Here is a 23,901-nt window from a genome sequence, read left to right as displayed (position 1 = left end):
GATGAGCTTCGAGAGGAGTGCGATGAAGACATTGCCAACCAAGAAACTGGCTTCCTTCAACGGTCCAGAGCGCGGCCCCGACAGCGTCAGCAGGGCGGTTCATGCGTCCGATTCACCCTGCGAAGACGCGGCCTATACCGAGAACATCCATCGCCGTGAATACATCATCCCGACGGTCTTCCGTGCCATGGTGATCCTCAAGATCCTCACCCGGCGCAACCGTGGTCTCACCGTGACGGAGATCCACGAGGAGACCCGCTTCGCAAGGACGACGATCTACCGCATCCTCCGCACGCTCGCATTTACCAACATGTTGCGGCAGGATGTGGAAGGCAAGTACTGGGCGTCGATGACGCAACCCACGCCGCAAGACAATGGCCTGGCTTCGGGCCGGTGAGGTTTGGAGGACGCGACTCGCAGAGAACTGCGAGCCCGCAGCCTTGCAGTAGATTGGAACCGAGCGCACGTCGAGTCTCATGCCTGCGAACGCGACTGCCTGCGAACCTGACGCGCCTTCACACGAGGATTGAAACCTTGAAACGCATCTGTATTACTGCGGCCTTCCTCCTCTCTGCTGTGGCAGCCACGGAGCTCGCGCATGCGCAGGCTTGGCAGCAACTGCAGAACCCTACCGCCGAGCAGGTGTTCGCGAGTTGGAAGACGCCGCCGCCCGAGTATGGCCCTGAGCCGTACTACGGCTTGAATGGTCCTTTCGATTTGGCCACCGTGCAGCGTGATCTCGATAGTATGCAAGCGCTGGGATTCCGTGCCGTGACGGTGCAGTATGGCTTCGGCTCGAAGTACGAATATCTCTCGCCCGAGTACCTCGCCTTCTTCCGCAGCTTTGTAGGCGAAGCGAAGAAGCGCAACATGCGTGTGTGGATCGTCGATGACGCGGGCTATCCCAGCGGCTTCGCAGGTGGCCGCTTCACCGCGGAGCATCCCGAGTTGGGCATGCAGGCGCTCGTCGCGCAACGCATACCCATGAAGAATGGCGAGACCTTCGATCAGGCTGCGTCGGCTGACCAGGTCGCAGCGACAGCGATCGACTCGAAGTCGGGTGAAGCTGTTCAGTTGCCCATTGCGAATGGGCGCATGCACTGGGTGGCCACAGGCGACTCGTGGGTCATCTACCTCATCACGCATGCGTTCAAGACATCGCCAACCCGCTCCGACACAAACCCCAGGCGGGTGAAGGACGGCACGCAGACCCTTGAGGACTATCTCAACCCCGCGGCAACAGCGCAGTATCTCAAGTACACGCACGAGGCCTACAAGGCAGCGGTCGGGGACGAGTTCGGCAAGACCATCCTCGGCTTTCGCGGCGACGAGCCTGACTACTCGCTGAACGGCCTGCCGTGGACGCCGAAGTTCTTCGATGCGTTCCGTGCCACCAAGGGCTATGACATTCGTCCCTTTGTCGCAACGTTCCTCCAGCCGAAGGACGTAGCTCTCACGCCGCGCGAGTTGAAGGCCAAGGCCGACTACTACGATGTCTTCGCCAACCTCTTCCGTGACGGCTTCTTCAAGCCGCAGGGGGACTGGTGCGCAGCCAATCACCTCGAGTACCAGGTCCATCTTAACCATGAAGAGATGCAGCTGCAGCTGGTGCACAGCGAAGGCGATTTCTTCCGCGACATGCGTTACGTGCAGGTTCCCGGCATCGATACGATCTGGCACCAGATCTGGACGGACACGATCTCCGACTTCCCGCGGCTCGCCAGCTCGGCAGCACACGTGTATGGGCATCCACGAGCCTTCACGGAGAGCTTCGCAGCCTATCGGCCAGCGCCTGACGTCACGATGGCCCACTACATTCTCAACGAGCAGTTCGTGCGCGGCGTGAATCTCGTCGAGACCATGTACTACCCCGCGACGAGCACACCCGGACGCGGTGGCCCCGCAGCCTTCATGCGCGACCCTGCCTACCCCGCGCTGATGCAGTACACCAGCCGCTTGAGCTACCTGATGTCGATGGGCAGGCCCGCAGCTTCGGTTGGTCTTCTGCTCCCCGCCGCTTCGCTGTGGATGGGAGACGCGACGGCTGACAACACCTTCGTCTCCACGGAGCGGCTTCTCTCTGAACACCAGGTGGACTTCGACATCGTCGACGAGGACGCGATCGCGATGGTGCTGAAGCCAGGCCACGGCACGCTGGAGACACTTAGTGGCAATGATCTGCACACCATCATCGTGCCCAGCGCAAGCGTTCTCTCCGAAGCGACGATCGCTCGCCTCAAAGCTCTTGTTGCCGGAGGCGGGCACGTGTTGTTCGTCGGTGGCACACCAACCCAGGTCGCGGGCCGCACCTACATCGATGATCACGTCGTCACGGCGAAGGACTTCGCCTGGGCGAGCATCAGCCTTGCGACGCTCGAACCCACGCCGACGCCTCCGGCGCAGCCACCGATGGCTCCGCCGCTACCGCAGGTCGTTCCAGCGGAGCTCCTCTCGGCGTTATACCGTGCCGTGCCTTCGAGTGAACTGACTCTGGCAACCCCCGATGCCGCTCTGCGCTACACGCATCGCAAGCTCAAGGACGCGACCGTGTTTCTGCTCTTCAACGAGTCCAGCGTGGCGATGCACAATGAGCTGAAGCTTCGTGCTGCGGGCAACACCGTGGAGCTCTGGGACCCGCAGGCGGGATCCAGCATGCCAGCTCCCAGCGCCATCGTCGGCAAGGAGCAGGTCACGGTGCCCCTGGCACTAGAGCCATACGCGACGCTGGTGATCATCGTGAAGCAAGGCGCACATTGAATGCCCTGCAAGCGCAGCGCGAAAATGCACGGACAGTGATGGAGGTCGAAGTCTTGGATAGCACCCACGAAGCTCTGCTCAAGGGCACCGTTGCCATCGTCACCGGCGCAAGCTCCGGTGTGGGCTGGGCGACCGCAAAGCTCTTCGCGAGCCGCGGCGTGAAGGTGGTAGCAACGGCCCGTCGCGAGGATCGGCTGAACCAGCTCTGCCGCGAGATCGCCGATGAGGGCGGCGAGGCCGTCTTCCACAGCGGAGACGCCGCGAACGTGCAGACGGCGAAGTCTGCCATCAGCCTCGCCCTGGGAAGGTTCGGTCGCCTCGACGCAGTCATCTGCAACGCGGGGCAGGGCAACTACAAGCAGCTGGTCGATACCTCTCCGCAGGAGTTCGACGAGCTGATGAACAGCAACATGCGCAGCTCGTTTCTCTTTGCGCGCTTTGCCGCGCCGCACTTCCTCGCGCAGCGCAGGGGGACACTGTTGTTCATCTCCTCTGTAGCCGGCCTGGCGGGCGCGGCAAACGAAAGCGTCTACTGCGCCACCAAGTTTGCCCAGGTCGGCTTTGCGCAGGCGCTCGACGCCGAGCTGCGTCCCTTCGGCATCAAGGTAGGTGTCCTCTGCCCGGGCGGAATCAAGACGGAGTTCGCCATAGGCAAGGGCCGGACAGAAGAGTCGGTGGCAACGTCCTCCATGCTCGATCCCATCGAGGTCGCGAATGCGATCTGGTACGCCTGCGCACAGCCTGCAAACGTGCGCGTCGTGCAGATGACGGTCCGAAATATGGGCACGCCCCCTCGTTGAGAGCGGTTGGCGCTATCCAATAGCCCCTTCGTGGAAGCAAGCGGCGTCGCGCGGCATCCTGCATAATGGGAAGGCCCATGGGTCGACTCGCGCCAAGAACTTTCTTCGGCCAGCTGGTTTTCAGCACAATTCTGGTGCAGACGCTGTTCCTCGTGGTCTTCGTCTCGTACATCATCACGTCACAACGAAGAACCGCGGAAGAGCGATCGCGTCAGCGGCTGATCCAGGAGCTCGCTCTTCTCTCCACCGGCTGCGCCGAAGACCTGGCAAAGGGCGATGACGACTCGGTAAAGCGCATCCTCGAGATGTCGCAGCTCACCCCGTCCATCGATGCAGCACGGTTGACCGATCTCACCGGAACAACCATCGACGCCGTCGGACGAGGAAGCAGCCGCAAGCTCGATCCGTCGGAGCAGGCCCTCCTCGGCACCTCAACGCAGCAGAAGGTCTTCAAGATCAGCAACGGGCTGCTGGAGGGCGTTACGCCCGTCATCCACGATGGGCAGCCGATTGCGCTCTTGTGGCTCGAACCGAACCACGATTCGACGCAGAACACGTTGCGGATGATCCTCCGCGTCTGCCTCACCTATGGTGGATTTGCTCTCCTTGCCAACCTGCTGCCGATCTTTCTGCTCGTGCGCGGCATCACGAGGCCCCTGCGCCGGCTCGGCGAAGCCACGCAGCGACTCATTCAGAATCCCGACGCGAAGTCGGCCTTCCCTCTTCCCGTCACCACGAACAACGAGGCAGGCGAACTCACCACCAGCGTCAACTCCATGGTGTGGGAGCTCGAAGATCGCCGCAACGGCCTGATGGAGACCGTTGCCCTGCTCGACTCCATGCTGGGCAACGCGCCCATCGGCTTCGCGTTCTTCGACCGCGATCTCCGCTACGTGCGCGTGAACGACTTTCTCGCCGACACCCACGGCCTGGCGCCGGATCTTCATTCGGGCAGACCGGTGAGCGACTTCTACAGCGCCGAGGTCGCGTCCCGCAAGGAGTCGTGCATTCGCCAGGTCTTCGAGACCGGCGAAGCGGTGCGCGATGTCGAGCTGTCCGGGCAACCACCGAATTCCCCTGGGACCCGTCGAAGCTGGCACATGCACTTTTATCCCGTGCGCACCGAACGAGAATCTGTTCGCTGGGTCGGCGCAATCGTGGTCGAGACCACGGAGCGCCTGCGCACAGAAGAAGCGCTGCGCAAGACCGAGAAGCTTGCCGCTGCCGGGCGTTTGGCCGCGAGCGTAGCGCATGAGGTCAACAATCCTCTCGAGGCCGTCACGAACCTTCTCTACCTGCTGTCCCTGCATGAGCCGCTGGATGCCGAAGCGCAGGAGTACATCGCCACCGCCCAGTCCGAACTCGCGCGGGTCTCCGAGATCACGCAACAGACGCTCCGCTTCTACCGCCAGTCCACCTCGCCGCGACAGACCAGCGTCGGCGAAGTGTTGGATTCTCTCCTGACGCTGTATAAGTCCCGACTTGCCGCGCTCAACATCGTCGTCGAGAAGAAGTATCGCGGGACTCCGGAGGTCTTCGGTTACGCCGGAGAGATGCGTCAGCTCTTCGCCAACCTCGTAGGCAATGCGCTGGATGCCATGTCCCGCGGCGGTCGCCTGACGCTGAGCGTTCGCCGTGGTTCGGGACGGCGCAATGACGGCGTTTGGTGCGAGGGGGTATGTGTTTCAGTCGCCGATACGGGCGAAGGCATCGCGGAGGATGCGCTGCAGCGAATCTTCGAGCCCTTTTTCACGACGAAGGATGCGACAGGCACAGGCCTTGGCCTTTGGGTCAGCGCGGAGATCATCGCCAAGCACTCGGGCACCGTTCGCGTTCGCAGTCGGCGAGGAGTCAACAGCGGGACGATCTTCGTGGTCTTCTTCCCCGATGACTCAACCGTGAAGTAAGCCGCTCCCTGGCTCGTCTATGACGTGAGCCCGCAGACAAGATGAGGGCCGTACAGATTGGAGTTACCCTCTGTACGGCCCAATCTTTCTTAGCCAGTGCGACTAGTCGTTCTTCGCAGGAGCAACCGCTGGCGTCATCGGCTTCACGTACGTGTCCAGCCAGCGATTCATCTCCCACAGCATGTGCTGCAGGCTCTCGTGCGCTCCGTAGTGATGCGGCTCCAGCGGCAGAAACACCAGCCGCACCGTTGCTCCCTGGCCCTGCAGCGCCGCGTACAACCGCTCGCTTTGGATCGGGAAGGTGCCGGTGTTGTCGTCGGCCTCGCCATGAATCAACAGGATCGGTGTCTTGATCTTGTCGGCGTAGCTGAACGGCGACATCTCGAAGTACACCTGCGGCGCCTGCCAGTAGGTGCGCTCTTCGTTCTGGAAGCCGAACGGCGTCAGCGAGCGGTTGTACGCTCCCGAGCGAGCGATGCCCGCGCGGAAGATGTCCGTATGCGCCAGCAGGTTCGCCGTCATGAACGCGCCATAGCTGTGGCCCATCACGCCGATGCGATTGCGATCCACCGTGCCGGTTGCGACACCGGCTTCTACGGCAGCCTTCGCACCTTCCACCAGTTGCTCGACGTAGGTATCGTTCGGCTCCTTGTCGCCTTCCCCGATGATCGGAATCGCGGCGTTCTCCATCACCGCATAGCCGTTCTGCGCAAAGTACACCGGTGAGCCGCCCCAACCGAAGCTCGGGAAGCGGTTGGTGGAACCTGTCACCTGCGCCGCAGCGGCACGTGTCTTGAACTCCGCCGGATAGGCTTCGATCAGCGTCGGCAGCGGGCCTTGCGATTTGTCATAGCCTGCAGGCAGCCACAAAGTCGCCGTCAGCTCCACGCCGTCGGCGCGTTTGTAGTGCAGCAGCTGGTGGGTAGGCATCGCGATGCCCGCATACGGTGAAGCGAAGTGCGTCACCTGGCGGAAGTCCGCTGCACCTGCCTTCAACGTCGCGGCAAAGTAATTGGGAGACTCCGTCGCAGCCTCGCGGCGCACCAGCAGCTGCGTGTTGCCGGCCAGCAGGGCCACGGGCTGCGCATAGTAAGGATCGACAGAGTGGAACAGCACCGACTCCTTGCCTCCTGCGATCGGCATCACGCCCACGAAGGGGAAGTCGCCCTTGGGCGAAGCGCCCTCCGATGAGAAGTAGATCCCCGAGCCATCCGGTGTGAGCTGCAGCACGGGATGCCCAGCCGCATTCGACTCCGTCATCGGCCGTCCCGGCGAGTGATACCGATCCTGCGATGACCCCTCGTACAGCATCGTCGTGTTGTCCGGAGTGCTCGGATCGAACGCCACAATCGCAGTCTTGCGGTCCGCCCAGCGCGACTCCGTCACCAGAGCAAGGTGCTCATTGCCCCACTGCACAGGGCCAGCTGCTGCCGCACCAAAGCCGCGCTGCACACGCATCGCCAGCTCCACCAGCGTCGTCGCTTCGCCGGTAAACGGTGCAGGCAGAGCCTTCACGCGGTCACGCACATTGGTCTTCATCTTGGGATCGCCGTTGTCCGCAGCCTCCACCCACACCACAGTCGAAGGTGCATCCGAGCGCCAGCTATAGTCGCGCGGCCCAGGCTGCACCGCGTCGCGGCTGATAGGCAGATCGTCCACCGCAGGGCGGTCCTGCAGAACATGCGGCGACGCTGAACCCTTCAGCGACGCAATCTCCGTCAGCTGAGGAAACCGCTCGTAGGGAATCGTGTAGCTGAACGGCCGATGGATCAGGGACACCATCGCATAGTGGCCATCCGGCGAAGGCTTTGCGCCTTCGACTACGCCCTTCACCGCGAGCGGCTTTACCACGCCGCCCAGCGATACCACCGCCAGCTGCGATGTTGCATAGTACTCAAAGATCGCGGCATCTTCAGGCGTCTTTAGCAGATCCTCATAGGTCGGTGCAGGCCGCTTGGTGCCCAGGTTTTCCTGTACATGCGGGCCGGTCGGAACACCCGTCTCCTTCGGCGCAGCGCCGCGTGTCGCAGGCACCGTCTTGCACAGCAGCCCCGTCGAATCCGGCAGCCACTCGCACGGATGCCCGAGGATCGAGTTCAGGTGCACCGCACCCACGCGATTCGCGGCCGCGGTAGCCACATCGATGACCCAAAGCTCCTGCCCGGCCATCGTCGCCGGAGCATCCACAGTGCGCACGAACGCGATGTGCTTCGCATCCGGAGAGAAGCTGGCGTCAGAAGCCTTCAACTTTGCCGGCAGGCCAGTCACGGCCTTCGCTTCGCCTCCAGCCACGGGCTGCAGCTTCAGCGCGATGTCGTAGGTCACCACGCTCGGTCCGCTGATGACAGGGTTGAACCGGATGCCTGCCAGCCGATAGCGCGGCGCCGCCACATCGGCGATCGTCGGAAACGTCGCGGGCTGCTCGATCAGCAGCACCTTGCGGTCCGGAGATACACGCGCTGTGGGCGTCGGCGGGGCATCCAACAGCTGTTCAATGGCCGCGGGCGGCTGCTGATACTTCAACTCGGTCTGCGCGCAGACAGGGATAGTGAAAGACAGCGCGAGCGCCAGGGCCAGCTTGCGATCCATGGGATTGCCTCGGAGAGTGTCGGTGAACTTGGTGTAACGATACCCGATATACGGGCCGCCGTTGCACCGAGTCTCACCGGCATCCTTACTCCGGATCGCAGCGTTCCCCTGAGCTTCGTCCCTGAAGCCTCGCCCCGATGCTCAGGCTTCCTTCAGCAACTCGGTTCTGTATTTCGGTGCGAGAGCCACAACCTTGGCGATGAAGGCCGCCTGCTCCTCGCCAGTGAGCGCGGGAGGGGGTGTGGTCCGCGTCGCGACGGGGATACCGACCTCCGCGAAGAACTTCTCCTGCCCGGCAGGCGAGCAGATGCACAACAGCCGCGTTGCGGACGACGAGGCGTTGTGGAACTGGTGCGGAGCGTTGGCCGGAATGTTGATCGTGTCGCCGGCCCGCACCACGGTCTTCGCGCCGCGGAAGGTCGCCACCATCTCGCCCTCCAGCAGGATGAACGTCTCCTCGAAGTCGTGACGATGCGGCGGAGGTCCTCCACCCGGAGGGATGTGCATGTCGATCACGCAGAACCGGCCGTTGGTGTCCTCGCCGCTCACGGTGACCGTGTAGGTATCGCCGACCAGGCCGATGTGCGGAAGCCCATCATCCTCGTTGATGTGGGCAACCGCGAGTGCGCGTGCAGGATCGTCGGGCGGCAGTGTCAAAGACGCAACAGGCTCGGTCATCGTGATTCTCCTTGGCGCTTGCTTCTTCTACGATCTACGATGCACGATTCCGTGGCGCTGCGTCATGAACAACATGAACATAATCCCCCCAGCCGTCACAACCGCCACGAAGAAATACGATCGCCCTGAGGCCTCCTAGTCACGCTCCCAGAAGACCGGAGGCTCGATGCCCAGCGCGCGCAGATACACATACCCCTGGCCGCGATGATGAATCTCGTTGTCCACGGAGTACTGGAGCATCACCATCCCGGGCATCTCCCACTGGTCAAATGCCTTCGTCACGAGCCAGAAGCGGTCGGGAGGAATCGCGCGAAACGCCTCGTCCAGCAGCGGCGTCTGTTCGTCCCACAGTGCCAGAAGGTCAGCCTTGGTTCCGGGCTTGCCGTATTCGAAGCCGCCCCACTTGCCGGTCCCGACGCCGGCCGCAACCGGTACCGCCATGCCAATCATCTCCAGCGCCATCTGGCCGAAAGAGCGCATGCCGCCCAGGGTGAACGTGAACAGCTGATCTTCGGGAAACGCCGCAATCACCTTGCGGGTAAGGCGCCGATGCGCCTGCCAGTTCTGTAGAAACGCCTCTGCCGTCACGAGGTTCACGGTTGCTGTCTCGGTTGTCATCTTCATCCTCCAGGGCCCGTCTGGGCTTAGCCTCAAGCTACAGAGCATTCCCGACAGCCTCTGTCGTAGATTGCAGGGAGGATGGAAATCGTATGTACGACCCGATCATGCGCGTCTTCGCCGTCCTCGAGATCCTGCAGGCGCGCGACCACGTAACCGGCGCGGAGCTCGCGGAGCGCCTGGAGGTGGATCTTCGCACCGTGCAACGGTACATCGTCAGGCTGCGAGACCTCGGCATCCCCATTGGCTCTTCGCCGGGCGTGGGCGGCGCCTATCGCCTGCGTCCGAGTTACCGCCTGCCGCCACTGCTCCTCACCAATGAAGAGGCCTTCGCCTTGTCGCTGGGCCTGCGTGCCTTGCGCCAGGTGGGGCTCGCCGCATTTGCTCCCGCGACGGAAGGCGCACTCGCAAAGCTCGGCCGCGTTCTTCCCGAGTCACTGCGCGAGAGCATACGAACGGTCGAGAACGTCATCACCATCGAGCCCGGCGCCTGGGTCGCTCCGGCTTCGCTGGAGTGCCTCACCACCGCAGCCTATGCCATTCGCAACTGTCGCCGCATTCGCTTCGCGTACGAGTCGCACAGCCAGGCTCACTCCTTTCGCGAGATCGAGCCCTACGCTGTGCTGCACATCGATGGCCGCTGGTACCTCATGGGCCACTGCATGGCACGCCGTGCGATGCGCACCTTCCGCCTCGATCGCGTGACGCGAATCGAAACCACAGACCAGATGTTTCCCGCAGTGACGGGCTTCGACGCCCGCCGTTTTCTTTCAGAGAGCATGCCCTTCCTCCAGTCGCTGTACCAGGTGGATGTGTGGATCGACCTGCCGTTGGAAGAGGCAGAGCGCAACTTTGCTCCCTGGAGGGTCGCGATGGAGGCCGAGGCTGAGGGGACGCGCCTTCGCTGCGGCCGGGACCGCCTCGAGCTGGTCGCCGCCATGCTGCTCAGCACCGGGAGAAAGATTGTGGTGCACGGGCCGCCGGAACTCAGGGAGACCTTTCAGCGAATCGCTACTCTGGCCAGTCAGGCTGCACGCAGTGCACCGTAAGGCCCATCCCCGTTTGCAGTCCCACGCCGTTGATCTGCGAACAGTTTCCCTCCCAACCTGATTCCCGGTAGATTCATATCCATCAACTCACAGCGGGATGCCGTCGAACCGACGCCATTCCTGAAGATTCCAGGGCCCTGCGCGTCAGCGTACGCCCTCGCACATGCCATTCCGCCATTCGTGGCTGGCATTGTCTCCACGCCTCCGGTCGTGAGCTCCCGGACGAGAGGCTCATCGTGTTCGTTCTTGCCGTGTTCGAAAGGGAATGTATGAGTCTTCTTCGACGTCTCCGCCCGCTGTGTCTTCTTCCGGTTCTACTCGCGTCGCACCCCGCGCTGCATGCGCAGGCCCCCACCCCGGTCTCGGTGCTGGGACACACGCCGGGCGACGACTTCTACCTCGCAACGTATGAGGACGCGGTCAAGTACTTCCATACGCTCTCGGCCAGTACCGACCGCATGAAGATGTTCACCGTCGGCAAGACCACGCAGGGCCGCGACATCGAGGTGGCCGTCATCTCTTCGCCTGCGAACCTCGCCAAGCTCGACGAGTACAAGAAGAACGCGCGCAAGCTGGCCACGGCCGATGGCCTGGACGATGCGAGTGCGCTCGCGCTTGCGCGGCAGTCCAAGGTCATCGTGCACATCGATGGCGGCTTGCACTCTTCCGAGGTTGCGGGTGGGCAACACTCCATCACGCTCGCGTACAAGCTCGTTTCGGCGAAGAACGATCCCGAGATCGACGCGATTCTGGACAACGTCATCCTCGTCCTTTGGCCCACGCTCAATCCCGATGGTCAGGACATGATCGTCAATTGGTACCGCAAGAACGTGGGCACCAAGTACGAGGTCGCGCCGCTGCCGTGGCTCTACCAGGAGTACGTCGGGCACGACAACAACCGTGACGGCTTCATGCTCAACATGAAGGAAGAGCAGGTCGTCACGAAGACCGAGATCGAGTACAGCCCGGATATCTTCTATTGCCAGCACCAGACCGCGCCGTTCCCTGCACGCATCTGGATTCCGCCCTTCGCCGATCCCATCTCCGGCAACATCAGCCCGTATGTGCGCAGCTGGCTCAACGTGCTTGGCACCAACATGACCGCCTATCTCGACCAGCACAACATGCCCGGCGCCATCTCCGAGACTCATTTCGATAACTGGTACGCAGGCTTCACCGACTGGGCCGGCGTCTATCGCGGCGAGATCTCCTTCTTCACCGAGACCGCGCTCTATCGCTACGCCACCCCGCGCCTGTATACGGTCGATGAGTTCCCCACTGAGTACAACGATCTTCGCGTGCTCAGCATGTACACCGCTCCGTGGGTCGGTGGCTGGTGGCGTTTGAAGGATGCAGTCGACTACATGGTCGCGGGTTCGATGTCCGTCCTCGATCTCGCCGCGAAAAATCACGAAGCGCTGCAGTACAACCGCTATCAGACCGCTCGCGACAACAAGCGCCGCACCGAGCCGCCGTTCGCGTATGTCATCAGCTCGAAGCAGGCGGATGTTCCTGAGGCTGGCCTGCTCGCGCAGAAGATGATCGACAACGGCCTCGATGTGTACCAGACCAACGCGGGCTTCGAAGCCAATGGCATCGCCTATCCGGCGGGCTCATGGGTTGTGCCCATGGATCAGGCCTTCGCGCCCATGGCGAAGGAGCTGATGGAACGCCAGGCCTATCCCGCCGCTGCTACCGGCGAGACAGCCTCAGGGTCGCATCTGCCGTATGACATCACCGGCTGGACCCTGCCGCTGCAGATGGGTGTTGCCGTCGACACCGTGAGCGATCCCCTCGAGGCCACGCAACGAGCGAAGATGAGCAAGGTCGACGCGGTGAAGCTGCCCGAAGCCGGTGTCAGCGGCGCAGGAGAGACCTTCGCCATCAGCCACAAGCCGAACAATGCCTTCCAGATCGTGAACGCGGTGCTGGCCAAGGGTGGAAGCGTCTCCATGGCCAGTGAGCCGTTGAAGACGGCAGAGGGCAATGAGCGTGGAGCCTTCCTCGTGAAGGGCATCGACCACGCCGCGATCAGCGACCTCACTTCGAAGTACGGGGTGGGAGCGGTAGCCATGGCGTCAGCGCCGGAGAAGACCGTGGCGCTAAAGAAGGCGCGCGTGGGTCTTTACCGTCCATGGACGGGCGCCATCGATGAAGGCTGGACACGCTGGATTCTCGAGAATTACAACTACGGCGCGAAGAGCCTCTACAACGCGGACATTCGCTCCGCGAATCTGCGCGATCGTTACGACGTCATCATCCTGCCGGACATCAACAGCAACCAGCTCATGCACGGCTTCCGCGAGGGCATGGTTCCGGGACAATACGCTGGCGGCATCGAAGAGTCCGGTGCGGAGAACCTGCGCGAGTTCGTGCGCAGCGGCGGAACGCTCATCGCCTTCAACCAGGCGGCCTCGGCGCTCATCCCTGTGATGTCGCTGCCGGTGAAGAACATCGTGCAGGGCCTGCCTAACGACAAGTTCTACTGCTCTGGCGCCCTGCTGCGTATCGAGGTGCAGCATCCGGAGCTGCCCATCAACTTCGGTGTGCCGTCATCGCCTGTCGTGATGTTCGAGCGTGGCCCAGCGTTTGAGATTCAACCCGGCTTCAAGGGTGCGGTGCTGGCAAAGTATGCCAAGCAGGGCGAGCTGCTCGAAAGCGGCTTGATCATCCACCAGGAGCTGCTGCACGACAAGGTGGCCGCACTCGAGGTGAGCTACGGCAAGGGCCGCGTCTTCCTTTATGGCTTCAAGCCGCAGCATCGCGGACAGGCGCACGGTACCTACCGGTACCTCTTCAACGCGCTCTACCAGTTTGAAGACCCGCCGATGCCGGTTGAGACTCCAACGCCTGCGCCGCCCGCACGGGCAGCCGGCGAAACGTCTGCGGGGTCGGAAGCTGCTGCTCCCGCAGCGGCAGGGGCGGCTCGTAGAACCGGACAGGGAGCTCAGCCGTAGCGGCTACGGATGGCGAGTCCTCTGCTCCTCCAGCCGCGCCTCGTGCAGGATTGGAAGATCAGGATCTGCGGCAGACCATGCGGCAAAGAACTTCGCGTACTGCTCATCGGCCTGCGCTTCGTTGTGCTCCTGCGCGTAGGCTCTGGCCTCGCCGAGATGCGCCAGGTTGGTCAGCGCCGCTGAAGGGTCGGCGAGATACGGTCGATCCGCCAGCTCCGAAAACTCGCGGAGTGCCTCGGCCGATTGATGCGCGGCGAGGTATGCCTGCCCGCGCAGATATGGAATCGTCGGATCGCGCAGCTCAAAGGGAGAGCTTGCCTCCATCAGGCGCACCGCATCCGAAGCTCGGTTCTGCTGCAAGGCAATCACCGCCTGCACGCTGGGGACATACTCTGCAGTGACGAGGGTGTCCTGCGGGGATTCGGCGCGCATGTGCTCCGCTGCTGCAAGCGCGGCAGCATCATCGCCAATCTCAGCCTGGGTGAACGCACGATCCAGCGATGGATCTGCCGGAGGCAATACTTTCAACATCTCGCGAGCGCGGTCTTTCAGGCCCACCTCGGCCAGCATGCGCACGTAATAGTCGTCGAGGTCCGGCATCGAGTCTTCGACCTTGTCGCGGGTCGCTGCCAGCCTGGCTTCCTTGAACAGCCCGTCGGCCTTCTTCGCCTGACCCGCGGCCAACGCAGCCAGTCCTGCCTCCTGCAGCATATGCGCTTCGGCAGGCGTGTTGCGCGACCATGCAATCTGGCGATCCACCTCTGCCTGGTCCCCGTTCTCTGCGGCAAACTCCAGCATCACGCAGTGCAGACCTTGCGTGTCCACCTTCCACTGCATCGCCTGGGCGTAGGTGGCGCGGACCTTGTCTGGCAAATTTGCATGGTGATAAGCACGGGCAGCGATCTCGTAAGAGATCCCGTTGTGAATGTTCTGGCTCTGTTCGAGCTCGGCCACACGATCTGCGTAGGCAGCCGCCTCGGGATAGTGCCCGGTCCATGTCTCGAAGTTCACCAGGTCGCTGAGCGGCAGGTTGTCCTGCGGATACGTTGCCACCCAGCGATGCAGAGAATCAAGCAGGGCGTTCAGATCGCCCGTCACGCTCTGCGCATAGCGCAGCTCGATGTAAAACCGCTCGCGCTCATTCACCGTGTCGCGGATCGCATAGGCTTTGGCGATTGCGGTCTTGTCGTGGACCTTGTCGTCGATGTTGTAGTACATCGTCGACATGTCGGCGTAGGCCACTGCGAAGTTCGGGTCGAGCTCAACCGCATGCTGATAAAGCGCAATCGACTCCTGGAACTTCCCTCCGTCGCCCAGCCGCGTCGCTTCGGAGTAGGCCCGCAGCGCATCGAGTGATGACGTCGGCTCGTCATACAGCGGCTTGTCGAACTCCTTGATCGAGCTTCGCGATTCGCCGGCTGATCGCCGCACGCGCCGCGTCAGATCCGACCATGCCGTCAGCACTTTGTCCTTCGACGCGACCTCCTTACGGTCCGACCCCAGCGCGTGTCCGTCAGAGCATGCATTCACCTGCATGGTGAGGGAATAGCGGTCGCCGAGCTTCGCAATCGCGGGGACGACATAGACCTGTCCGTTGACGCGCTGACAGACCTCGCGCGCCAGCGGTGCTGTCAGCGCCTCGGTCGGATCCTGCCGCATCATCTTCAACGTCCGGCGCGCCCGCCCTTCGCTCACCACGCCAAAGTAGGGAGACTGTTGCAGATCAATCTGCAATACCTTGTTCAGCGTGTGATCGAACTCTGTGTCGCCCGTATCGTTCTCGAGATCGGCGAGGACTGCCGTTACGTGACCTCCACCGGATTCGCTGCGGGCCCGCCACACTCCGATCCCGACGGCTACACACAAAGCCATCGCCGCGATGGGACCGCCAACAATCATCAGGCGACGACGGGATCTCTCTTCGAGCCGTTCCTCGGTCACGACGTGGTGGCTGAAGGTGCGTTCTTCAAACACCAGAGAGCTCGGCTCCTGGTGCTGCACCAACCCGGCGCCGGTGTCGGTTGCTGTCGGAACGACCTCGACCGGAGCCAGAAATTGATATCCCCGGCCGGGAAGCGTGGCGATGTAAGCGTTCTCGCCAGGCTTTTCCTCCAGCGCCTTTCGGAGTGCGGAGATGCTCTGCGAAAGGCTGTTCGCGTCGACATGCGAATCCGGCCATACGCCGCGCAGCAACTCTTCGCGGCTCAGCACCTCGCCGCTGTGCAGCGCCATGAAGTACAGCACGTCGAAGGCTCGTCGATTGAGCGTGAGCCTGTTTCCGCCACGAAGGACAGAACGGCTCGCGGGGTCAATTTCGAAGTCCGCGAAACGGAGAACCTGACCATTTTTCATCGGGATAGCCATGCAATCCGTACTGACGCGCCCTGTCACGACGCGTCACTGGGGTCTCTTTGCAGTGTCCGGCGACCATCGAAATACCTTGCGGCTCGGAAGTGACACGACTCTATCAATGGCCACGCGAAAGGGCAATGAACTTCCATCGCGATGTCCATGACGACTCGCGGTTCCGCTCCTTGTTCCACCAGGAACGCGCAGAACGCCCGCAAAGCCAAAAGGTGCACTCCGCCAGAGCGACGGACACCGACATATGCATCTGGCGCAACAGCAACCAGGCCCGCGCAGGAAGAGCATGGCGCCGGAGAACTCTGGTGCACATAGGAATGGCGGAGGGAGAGGGATTCGAACCCCCGTAGCCCGTTAAGGCTAAGCGGTTTTCAAGACCGCCTGTTTCAACCACTCACACATCCCTCCGCGGGGTGCGCGCTGTTGCTTTGACCATTGTATGACGGCGCTGCCCGGGGCTGGCCTGGGCATGCAGCATGGAGGCATCGAACGACGAGCGCCCCATCGGGCGTCTATCATCAGGTGCCTGCCGTCAAATGCTATAAAGAGTTTGCTCTCCGGCCTGCTTCTGCGCGGATTCGCGGATACTCCGGACATCTCGGAGGCGCGGCGCAGGCGATGCGATCCACACCACACGGCAATCCAAACAAATTGAGGAATACCTGATGAAGCGGTTCATGATGGGTGGGCTCCTGGCACTGGCGGCAATGCAGGCCGGTGCGCAGATCAATGCTGGCGAACAGAAGCCAGAGGCCACGGTTCCGTTCACGATGACGCAGGTCACGACGCTCTCGTTTCCCTGGCGCATCGCCTTCCTGCCCGATGGCAGGATGCTGATTACGCAGAAGGTCGGCGGCCTGTTCCTCGTGACGCAGAAGGGCGACAAGATGCCCGTCGCGAATGCGCCTGCGGTGCTGTACCGCGGGCAGGGCGGCAACCTCGGCGTATTCCTTTCGCCGCACTATGCGAAGGACCACAGTGTCTACCTGACGTACTCCGAACCCGGCGACCCGGGTGGTTCGAGCCTCGCCCTGGCGAAGGCTGAGCTTAAACTCACGCCCGACGCGGCAAGCCTCGAAAACCTGAAGGTCATCTGGCGCGATGGTGAGCGCGGCAACGGTGGACAGTTCGGCGCGCAGGTGGCGTTCTCGCCTGATGGCAAGCTCCTGTACCTCACCGTGGGTGACCGCCAGCGCATGACTCCCGCGCAGGACCCCAACCAGCCGCTCGGCAAGATCCTTCGCCTGACGCTCGATGGCAAGCCCGCGCCCGGCAACCCGATGGCCGGCAAGATCGGCACGCCGACCGTACCCGTGATCGATCCGCCAGCGAACACCGAAGAGGCGAAGACCGCTCCCGTCGTCCGCACGTACACCTTCCCCGGCCCGAATCTCACTCCCTCTGAGACCTGGTCCAGCGGACATCGCACGCCCTACGGTCTTGCCTTCGCTCCGGACGGCCGGCTGTGGGAGGTCGAGCACGGCCCCAAGGGTGGCGACGAACTGAACCTCATCCAGCCGGGCAAGAACTACGGCTGGCCGCTGGTCTCCTACGCCACCAACTATGACGGCGTGCCGATCCCCAGCCCGGATACGCGGGCGGATCTCACCAAGCCGGTCATCTACTGGACGCCCATCATCGCTCCGGGCAACCTGATGTTCTACAAGGGCGCCATGTTCCCGCAGTGGAATGGCTCCGCGTTCATCAGCGGCCTCGCCAGCCAGGCGCTGTTCCGCATCACGTTCGACAAGAAGGGCAATGCGAAGCCCGCAGAACGCTGGGTCGTCGGTCACCGCATCCGCGACGTCGAGGTCGCACCCGACGGTGCGCTCTGGATGCTCGAAGACGCGAAGGTGGGCGCCGTGTATCGCGTGACTCCCAAGTAGCTCCCGCAGCTGGCTGCAGGAATGAGGGCCTCCCGTCCATCAGGACAGGAGGCCCTTCTTCATGTACTCGGGAAATTCTCCTACCATCCCTGCATGCGCGTGGGAGCCACATCCGCTCGTGCATCCGGGTTGTAGTAGTCGTACACGCTGGACGGACCCGTTAGCGCATCGATGCCGAAGCGCAGCCTGAAGGCAAACTTGAGGTTCACTCCGCCCGCGCGAGGGGAAACGTACAGCATCACGCGATCGGGCAGCACTTCGTAGTGGTTCAGCTGCGCTCCGCTCGCGGTCATTGCGGATTCCAGCGACGCGCGGTCGACGTCCGCACCTGGCGGCAGCCCGATCTCTGCCAGCAGCATCCCGTATCCCCGGAAGCCAATGCGCTCTATATGCGTCTTCACCACGACAGCCCTGCCCACCTGCGGATGCCTGCTGCTGTAGTCCACAACGAGGCGCAGGCGCTCGTGATTCGCAATGCCGCTTTGGCCTGCAATCGCTGACCAGGGGCGGTAGAAGTTCGCGACCACCTGCGCCGTTGCGGACCCTCCGCCAGAGGGCATTGCGAGCGCGATCCGATGTGTCCCGGCGCCCAGCTGCGTGCCCAGCGGTATGAAGATCGGCCCACTGTCGGAGTTGCTCGCGGGGAATGGAATCGACTTCGCTGGCTGATCGTCCACGGTCACTGCCAACGTGCCGTCTGTCGCCCCAGCTGCAGGTGTCACTGGCGCCTGCAAGGCAATCTCCGCCAGCACATCCAGCACGCGCGCGGTGGCCTGCGTGGAGTACCAGAGCGACTGCCTGTCCTGCTGGTGATCGAGGAACAGCAGACCGCGCGCAACGAGATCGTCGTTCGCCGTCGCACCCGACGCCACCAGCGCGCGCAGCACCTGCGCCGAGCTCTCCACGCGCCCCGCCCGTCCCCATCCGTAGAAAGGCGTGTTGGTCTCGAGGCTCCAGTACGCTCCGCCGTTCTCACTGAGCGCCATCTCCCGCAGCCGCTGGATCGCTGGTTCACTGCGTGCCGTGTCACCCAGCGCCAACGAGCCAAGCGCATAGTTTGCGAGCGTGTACGGCTCATCGAACTCGTTGACGAAGCCCTGCGTTGCGGTGAGCGCTTTGCGAATGAGCGGCTCGCCGCCCGGGGCGCCGCTGATCATGGCCGCAACGGAGGTCGTCAGCATCGCGTTGCCGCGCTTGTCCAGCGGCTGCTTCTGCCGGTAGGCGTCCAGCGTAAGCCACAGGCCGCTCTTCTCCTGCTGGCTCGCGAGCCATGTCACCGCGTTGCCGATCACCTTGGGATCGACCGCGATGAACTCGCTTGCCTGCTGCAGAAACTCCACGGCGTAGGCTGTCAGCGCAATGTCCGTCGGGGAGCCCTTCGTCCAGTATGCGAAGCCACCCGAGGGCAGCTGGTTCCCCAGAAGGTTCTGGTACGCCTGCTCGAGATACGTCTTCGTCTGCCGCTGCAGCCTCTCGTCAACCGAAGTCCTTGTATCGCTGTGCGGTAGCTTCGCGCTGTACTTCTGCAGCAGCAGGCTGGGCCACGCAATGGACATGATCTGCTCCGCGCAACCATCGGGATAAGCCACCATCGCTGCCATCGCATCGCGCAGATGCGCGCCAAGATTTGGATACACCTTCAGCACGGCATCGGTGCTCCCAGAGATGGTGTCAGGCGGCAACGTAACGTTGAGCGTCGTGGCTCCATTGACGATCGCCGCCGTCGACACGGCACTATCCAGGCCATCGGGATGCACCGTCACCGGCCGGGCGATGCGATCACCCGCATCCGCACCGCCGATCATCGTCGCAGTGAACTCCTGCAGCGCGTTGCTCACCGGGGCCACAGCCGTGAAGCGGAAGACCGGCGAGATCGAGCCCCGTGACGCCACATGGACCGTGCTGCTCGCCGCTCCATCGAGATGGAACCAAGCCGCGGGAGCGATAGTCCCCTCCACGGAGACGTCGTGATCGAGGTAGTTGCGAAGCGTCACCGGCAGCGCGATGCGATCTCCAGTCGTCAACACGGAAGGCGGATCGAACGCTGCGAAGAACGGCTGGAAGGTGGTGAACTCCGCTGTGCCAGAGCCCGTGTTTCCTTCGAGCGCAGAGGCCGCGGCAGCGATCTGCCAAGAAGTGATGTTGTCAGCCACGGGGAACTTCACGGTCGCCGTGCCATCGGCCGCGGTGAGGATCTCAGGCCGCCACAACAGCGTCTCCGGAAAGTATTCTCGCAGCCGTGGTGTCGCGGTCGGCGGCGCAGACTCCGCCGTTGCCCCGGGGATGAGGCGCATCAGCGACTTCACATCCCGCGTCGCGGGCAGACTCGCCAGCGCCTGGACAGTGACCCCCACCGATGCGCTGGAGGTCTCCAGCGTCGCTTGCGCAGCAGTCACCTCGATCATCTGGCTCTCGGTTCCAACCAGAAGCTTCGCATCGATCGTCACGATCTCCTTCATCTTGACGGCGACCTGGTCGTAAACAAGATCGTCGAAGCCGTTCATGTGGAATCGCACCTTGTAAAGGCCCACCGGAAGCGGCCCCAGGAGATACTGCCCCTCGCGGTCGGACTGCGCTTCCATCTCTGCTCTGGTCTTCAGTTCCGTGGCGGTAATGGTCGCGCCCGGAATGGCCGCACCAGAAGGATCGGTGATCAGCCCCGAAACTTCGCCCGAAGGACCCACGTGCACCGTTGCATGCTGCATACGCTGCGGCGCGCCCTGCTGGGCACTTTGTGTCGAACGCACCATCGATGCCGTGGCAGCGATGAAGTCATCGTTTGTGCCGCGCTGTCCATCCGCTCCCGCGCTGTGGAGTTCGACGATGTCGGAGACCGCCGTCACCGGAGTCATCGTCGTCCGCACCTCCGGCTCCGCTCCCGGAGCGGCTGCATGCATCTCGGTGCGGGCCTTGTCCGCATAGAAAATGTGGCTGCGGAAGGTGGCGTAGAGCGGATGCTTCCATGGGTCGCGCAGGTCCGCGGGCTTTACCTGAGAGCCCCTCAATGCCGCCTGCAGCGAGGCATTGTCGCGCGGGAAGGCGTGGCTCGCGGCATAGGTATTCAACGCACGATCCAGGGCCACCTTCAGGTCTGCGGTGTAGTCGGTGTAGGCCGTCCCAAGGACGAACGGCGGGCGTTCCCACGCGTACAGGGGCTTCGTCGCAGGATCTCCCAAGGTCCGCACTTCCACGGCGAAGCGCGTCTGTTCCACCGCAAAGCGATATTGAATCGGCCGCCCCCACGGGTCGAGCCAGCTCTCAAAAGCGACGCCCTCCGCCTGCATTGCCTCGGCCAGATCATGCTGCGTTCGCACATACTCGCCCGTGCGCTGGTGGTACGCGAAGACTGCGTGCTGCAGCTGCCGCAGTCGTGCCTCGAACCAGCGCCACGACGCGAGGTTCACCTCGAAGTCATCCGCAGTGCTGTGCTTCTTGTCCGGCCCATCGCTGATCAGCACAAGGTTCGTCTGGCCGCTGTTCTCCGGCCGCGCAATCAGCGTGTACGGACGGCCCCAGGGGTCGCGCAGCGCGTGCAGGTCGATGCCCTCTGCAGAGAGCACTGCGGCCACCTCCGGCTCCGTGCCGTTGAGCTCGGCATGGCTGCTGATGGCGTGGTTCAAAGCCAGGCGAGCAGGGCTCAACTGGCCATCGATCAGAATCCGGAAGACGCCGGCGAGGTCCTCGGGGGGAACGTCGCTGGCCGCATCGAAGACTATCCGCTCGTTGGAGAGCAGAATCTCTGCCGCGAGCTGCGCGCCCTCCGGCACCGGCTTGGCCGAGTCGAGTTGCTGCAGTGAGGACAGCGTGAAGCCGCCTGCCGCACCGCTGTAGTCCGCGTCCTGCCCAAAGAAGAACGACGTTGCCTCGCGTTCATTGCCTCCAAAGTCGTTGTCGGCCCGGTTGCGTTCCTCGACTGCGCGGTCGACCGCGACCAGTCCAACCACCGTCGGCGCACTCTGGTTGTCGTCGCCATCGGCATCCTGTGGCCCTCGCACGGTAAGCGCAGCCATAGCCTCTGAGCCCGGCTTGTAGGTCTCGGCGGACATCGCGACGCCCACATGCAGCTGGTTGTCACGCGGAAACAGCAGCGCCCGCGACACTTGGGAGCTGCGGGCGTCTTCGCCTCCATAGTTCTCGTCCGGCACAGCAACCTCCGTGCCCACGGCTACCGCGTTGATCAGCACGATGCCGCCGTACCGCGCATCGGAAGGCAAGGTCAGCGTGGCGTGGCCATGCGACAGCGTCACATCGCGCGCCTCCAGCAGCAGAGCCCCACGCTGCGTCTGCCGAATCACCTGCACCGTGAGCGCCAGCGAGGGCTGCGCGGACTCCAGCGTGATCGCGATCGGTTGCCCCGGGCGATAGATCGTCTGCGGCGTCATCACTCGGACTACCGCCCCAGGCGTCCGCAGGCTCTGCTCCACACTTCCGGTCATGCCCTGGCCGTTGCGGGCGCTGACGACCAGCCGCAGAGCTTCGTCTGCACTGAAGTCAGGGCCATCCAGTGAAGCTGGACGCAGCTTCAACAGCTCCTCATAGGTGGGCATCGTGAGCCTTGCCAGCCCGTGGGCATCGGTATGCAGATGTGCCAGGGGCAATGCTCTCGCAGCTTGCTTCGGCCAGGGTTCCTTGTCCGACGTGGCTGGTAGCAGCGCCGCCGTCACATCGCACTCGACAGGCGTGCCGTCGGCAGTTGTTACGCTCACATACTGCTGCTGCGGAAGCCCCGCAGTCTGCGGCGGCGTACCTACATAGACGTTCAACGCCTGGCTCGCAAGACGAAGATCGAACCGGCGTTGCTCGGTGCGGCCCGTCGAAGCATCCGTTACGTACGCCGCGAAGTGCACATCTCTGACGTCATTGCCTGGTACTTGACCTGGTTCGCGCGCCGCGAGCTTCTGGTCGCGGCCCAACGGGATGTGCGCCCGGAAGACTCCGTCCCGGCCCAGGTCGCCTGTGATCTCTCTTCCTGCCTTCACATCGAACTTCTGCTCCACGAAGTTCCACGTCCGGTCGTCCTCCCGCACCACTCGAACGTGGCCGCGCGACACCGGCTTGCCGAAGAGGTAGTTCGCCCGCACCTCAACCTCCGCATTGTTGCCGGGAAGGTAGAACGTCCTGTCCGGTTGCGGCGTGACAACGAAGGTGGGCAGATCGTAGCGGCTCACCCGGACAGTAGCCCTGGCCTCCATCGGGTTACTCGAGCTGCTGCCACCGGGGTCACCCGTCTCCCTCGCCATCAACGTGTACTCGCCCAGGCGCAACCTGGGCGGCACGGCCCAGTCCACCGTGGCGATGCCATACGCTGAGGTCACCGCCGTCGCGCGGTAGACAAGCGTCTCATCGGGATCACGCACGTCCACCTGTACGGTCTTTCCAGCGTCGGCATGGGCGTTGCGGTCCAGCAGAAGCATCCGCGTGTGCACCGCCTGCCCGGGCTGGTACAGAGGCTTGTCCGTTGTCAGGCTGAAGTGCGGGGCGGTCGCTACGTTCAGCGTCTGCGTGGTGCTCAGCCTGAAGTTCCCAAAGCTTCCCTCCACGTCCACATCCACGGAAGCGATATCGGGACCGGCCGGCACCGTCACCGGGACAGAAGCGAAGCCGTCGGCATCGGTCAGCGCCTGGCTCTTGCCGATGCCCTCATCCTTCCTGTCATCCTCCACATACGAGGCAGACAAGCTGACCTCCAGCGCAACCCCGGGCCTCGGCAGATGCGTCAGCGGATGAATCGCCCGCAGCCGCACGATGTACGTCGCCCCGGCCCGCACCACCTTGGGAGCTGCCGCGTGCAGCTCGAACAGCCCCGGTGCGATGCCTCCCACCGACACGATCCCGCTCGCGCGCCCAGCCTCTCGCACCTCGGATTCCGCAATGCTGTAGCGCACCCGGTAGAGCGACAGGTCGCCCCCGTCGATCGAATCGAGGTGATTCGGGGGCATCGCGGGCGGCATCGCCAGCTCGCAGACCGTGGCTTGCCCATGGAGTTCGCATGTGGACGAAGCCTGCGATCGCACGATCCCCAGCGTGTCGAGCAGCTCCGCTTTGATAGTTGCCGCGTGCCCGCCCAAGCCGCCGTGGACAGGCAGCCGAAGCGCGAGGCCGTTGGGAACTGCGGACAGCGACATCCCTCGCTCATCGACCGCAAGCGGACCGCCGTCCATTTGCGCCGCGACGCACGCGAGCGCGCCCAGGCCAAGGGCCACCGCGGACAGGCAGGCCGGAAGCTCGCGGAATGGACGACGAAGGCGCAAACCCATGGTTCCTCAAGGCAAAGCTCGGGGTAGAGGACAAACCGG

The 23,901-nt window shown here is 63.3% G+C and carries 12 protein-coding genes and 1 tRNA gene; 7 read left to right on the top strand and 6 right to left on the bottom strand.

Annotated elements, in window-relative coordinates; all coding sequences use genetic code 11:
- The first annotated feature begins 22 nt into the window (after positions 1-22).
- From C4S68_RS09840 to C4S68_RS09825, 4 genes are all read left to right on the top strand, one after another.
- Positions 23-397: a helix-turn-helix domain-containing protein gene (locus C4S68_RS09840; protein WP_160115080.1), complete on the top strand. Its 375-nt coding sequence runs from the start codon at positions 23-25 to the stop codon at positions 395-397.
- A gap of 137 nt (positions 398-534) precedes the next feature.
- Positions 535-2,757 carry a glycosyl hydrolase gene (locus tag C4S68_RS09835; RefSeq protein ID WP_200821524.1) on the top strand — a complete coding sequence of 741 codons (2,223 nt, stop codon included), beginning with the start codon at positions 535-537 and terminating at the stop codon, positions 2,755-2,757.
- Positions 2,758-2,810: 53 nt separating this feature from the next.
- Positions 2,811-3,557: an SDR family oxidoreductase gene (locus C4S68_RS09830; protein ID WP_235011491.1), complete on the top strand. Its 747-nt coding sequence runs from the start codon at positions 2,811-2,813 to the stop codon at positions 3,555-3,557.
- A 77-nt stretch (positions 3,558-3,634) separates the two neighbouring features.
- Positions 3,635-5,464: an ATP-binding protein gene (locus C4S68_RS09825; RefSeq protein ID WP_160115079.1), complete on the top strand. Its 1,830-nt coding sequence runs from the start codon at positions 3,635-3,637 to the stop codon at positions 5,462-5,464.
- A 102-nt stretch (positions 5,465-5,566) separates the two neighbouring features.
- Here the strand turns inward: C4S68_RS09825 and C4S68_RS09820 are convergent, their stop codons facing one another.
- The 3 genes from C4S68_RS09820 to C4S68_RS09810 form a co-directional block, all read right to left on the bottom strand.
- On the bottom strand, positions 5,567-8,053 hold the full coding sequence (locus C4S68_RS09820) for a S9 family peptidase (RefSeq protein ID WP_103932896.1): 2,487 nt from the start codon (positions 8,051-8,053) through the stop codon (positions 5,567-5,569).
- A 141-nt stretch (positions 8,054-8,194) separates the two neighbouring features.
- Positions 8,195-8,731, bottom strand: a complete 537-nt coding sequence (locus C4S68_RS09815) for a cupin domain-containing protein (RefSeq protein ID WP_103932895.1) — start codon at positions 8,729-8,731, stop codon at positions 8,195-8,197.
- A 135-nt stretch (positions 8,732-8,866) separates the two neighbouring features.
- Positions 8,867-9,349: a DinB family protein gene (locus C4S68_RS09810; RefSeq protein WP_103933278.1), complete on the bottom strand. Its 483-nt coding sequence runs from the start codon at positions 9,347-9,349 to the stop codon at positions 8,867-8,869.
- A 92-nt stretch (positions 9,350-9,441) separates the two neighbouring features.
- Here C4S68_RS09810 and C4S68_RS09805 point away from each other — a divergent pair, with 92 nt between their 5' ends.
- A complete protein-coding gene (locus tag C4S68_RS09805) occupies positions 9,442-10,398 on the top strand; it encodes a helix-turn-helix transcriptional regulator (protein WP_103932894.1) in 957 nt (318 codons plus the stop codon).
- A gap of 269 nt (positions 10,399-10,667) precedes the next feature.
- The gene (locus C4S68_RS09800) at positions 10,668-13,355 is read left to right on the top strand and encodes a M14 family metallopeptidase (protein WP_103932893.1); all 2,688 of its coding nucleotides are present in this window, start codon (positions 10,668-10,670) and stop codon (positions 13,353-13,355) included.
- 3 nt (positions 13,356-13,358) lie between these two features.
- Here C4S68_RS09800 and C4S68_RS09795 read toward each other — a convergent pair whose 3' ends face one another.
- Both C4S68_RS09795 and C4S68_RS09790 read right to left on the bottom strand, forming a co-directional pair.
- Positions 13,359-15,719, bottom strand: coding sequence for a winged helix-turn-helix domain-containing protein (locus C4S68_RS09795; protein ID WP_103932892.1), 2,361 nt, complete (start codon positions 15,717-15,719; stop codon positions 13,359-13,361).
- A gap of 318 nt (positions 15,720-16,037) precedes the next feature.
- A tRNA-Ser gene (locus tag C4S68_RS09790) sits at positions 16,038-16,127 on the bottom strand.
- Positions 16,128-16,384: 257 nt separating this feature from the next.
- Here C4S68_RS09790 and C4S68_RS09785 point away from each other — a divergent pair.
- A complete protein-coding gene (locus C4S68_RS09785; protein ID WP_103932891.1) occupies positions 16,385-17,605 on the top strand; it encodes a PQQ-dependent sugar dehydrogenase in 1,221 nt (406 codons plus the stop codon).
- Between the two features lie 80 nt (positions 17,606-17,685).
- On the opposite strand, the gene C4S68_RS09780 is transcribed toward C4S68_RS09785, so the two are convergent.
- Positions 17,686-23,862: an MG2 domain-containing protein gene (locus tag C4S68_RS09780; RefSeq protein ID WP_103932890.1), complete on the bottom strand. Its 6,177-nt coding sequence runs from the start codon at positions 23,860-23,862 to the stop codon at positions 17,686-17,688.
- Positions 23,863-23,901: the final 39 nt, after the last annotated feature.

The organism is Bryocella elongata, assembly GCF_900108185.1.
GTDB classification, from domain to species: domain Bacteria; phylum Acidobacteriota; class Terriglobia; order Terriglobales; family Acidobacteriaceae; genus Granulicella; species Granulicella elongata.
This window is presented reverse-complemented; position numbering and strand designations above follow the sequence as displayed.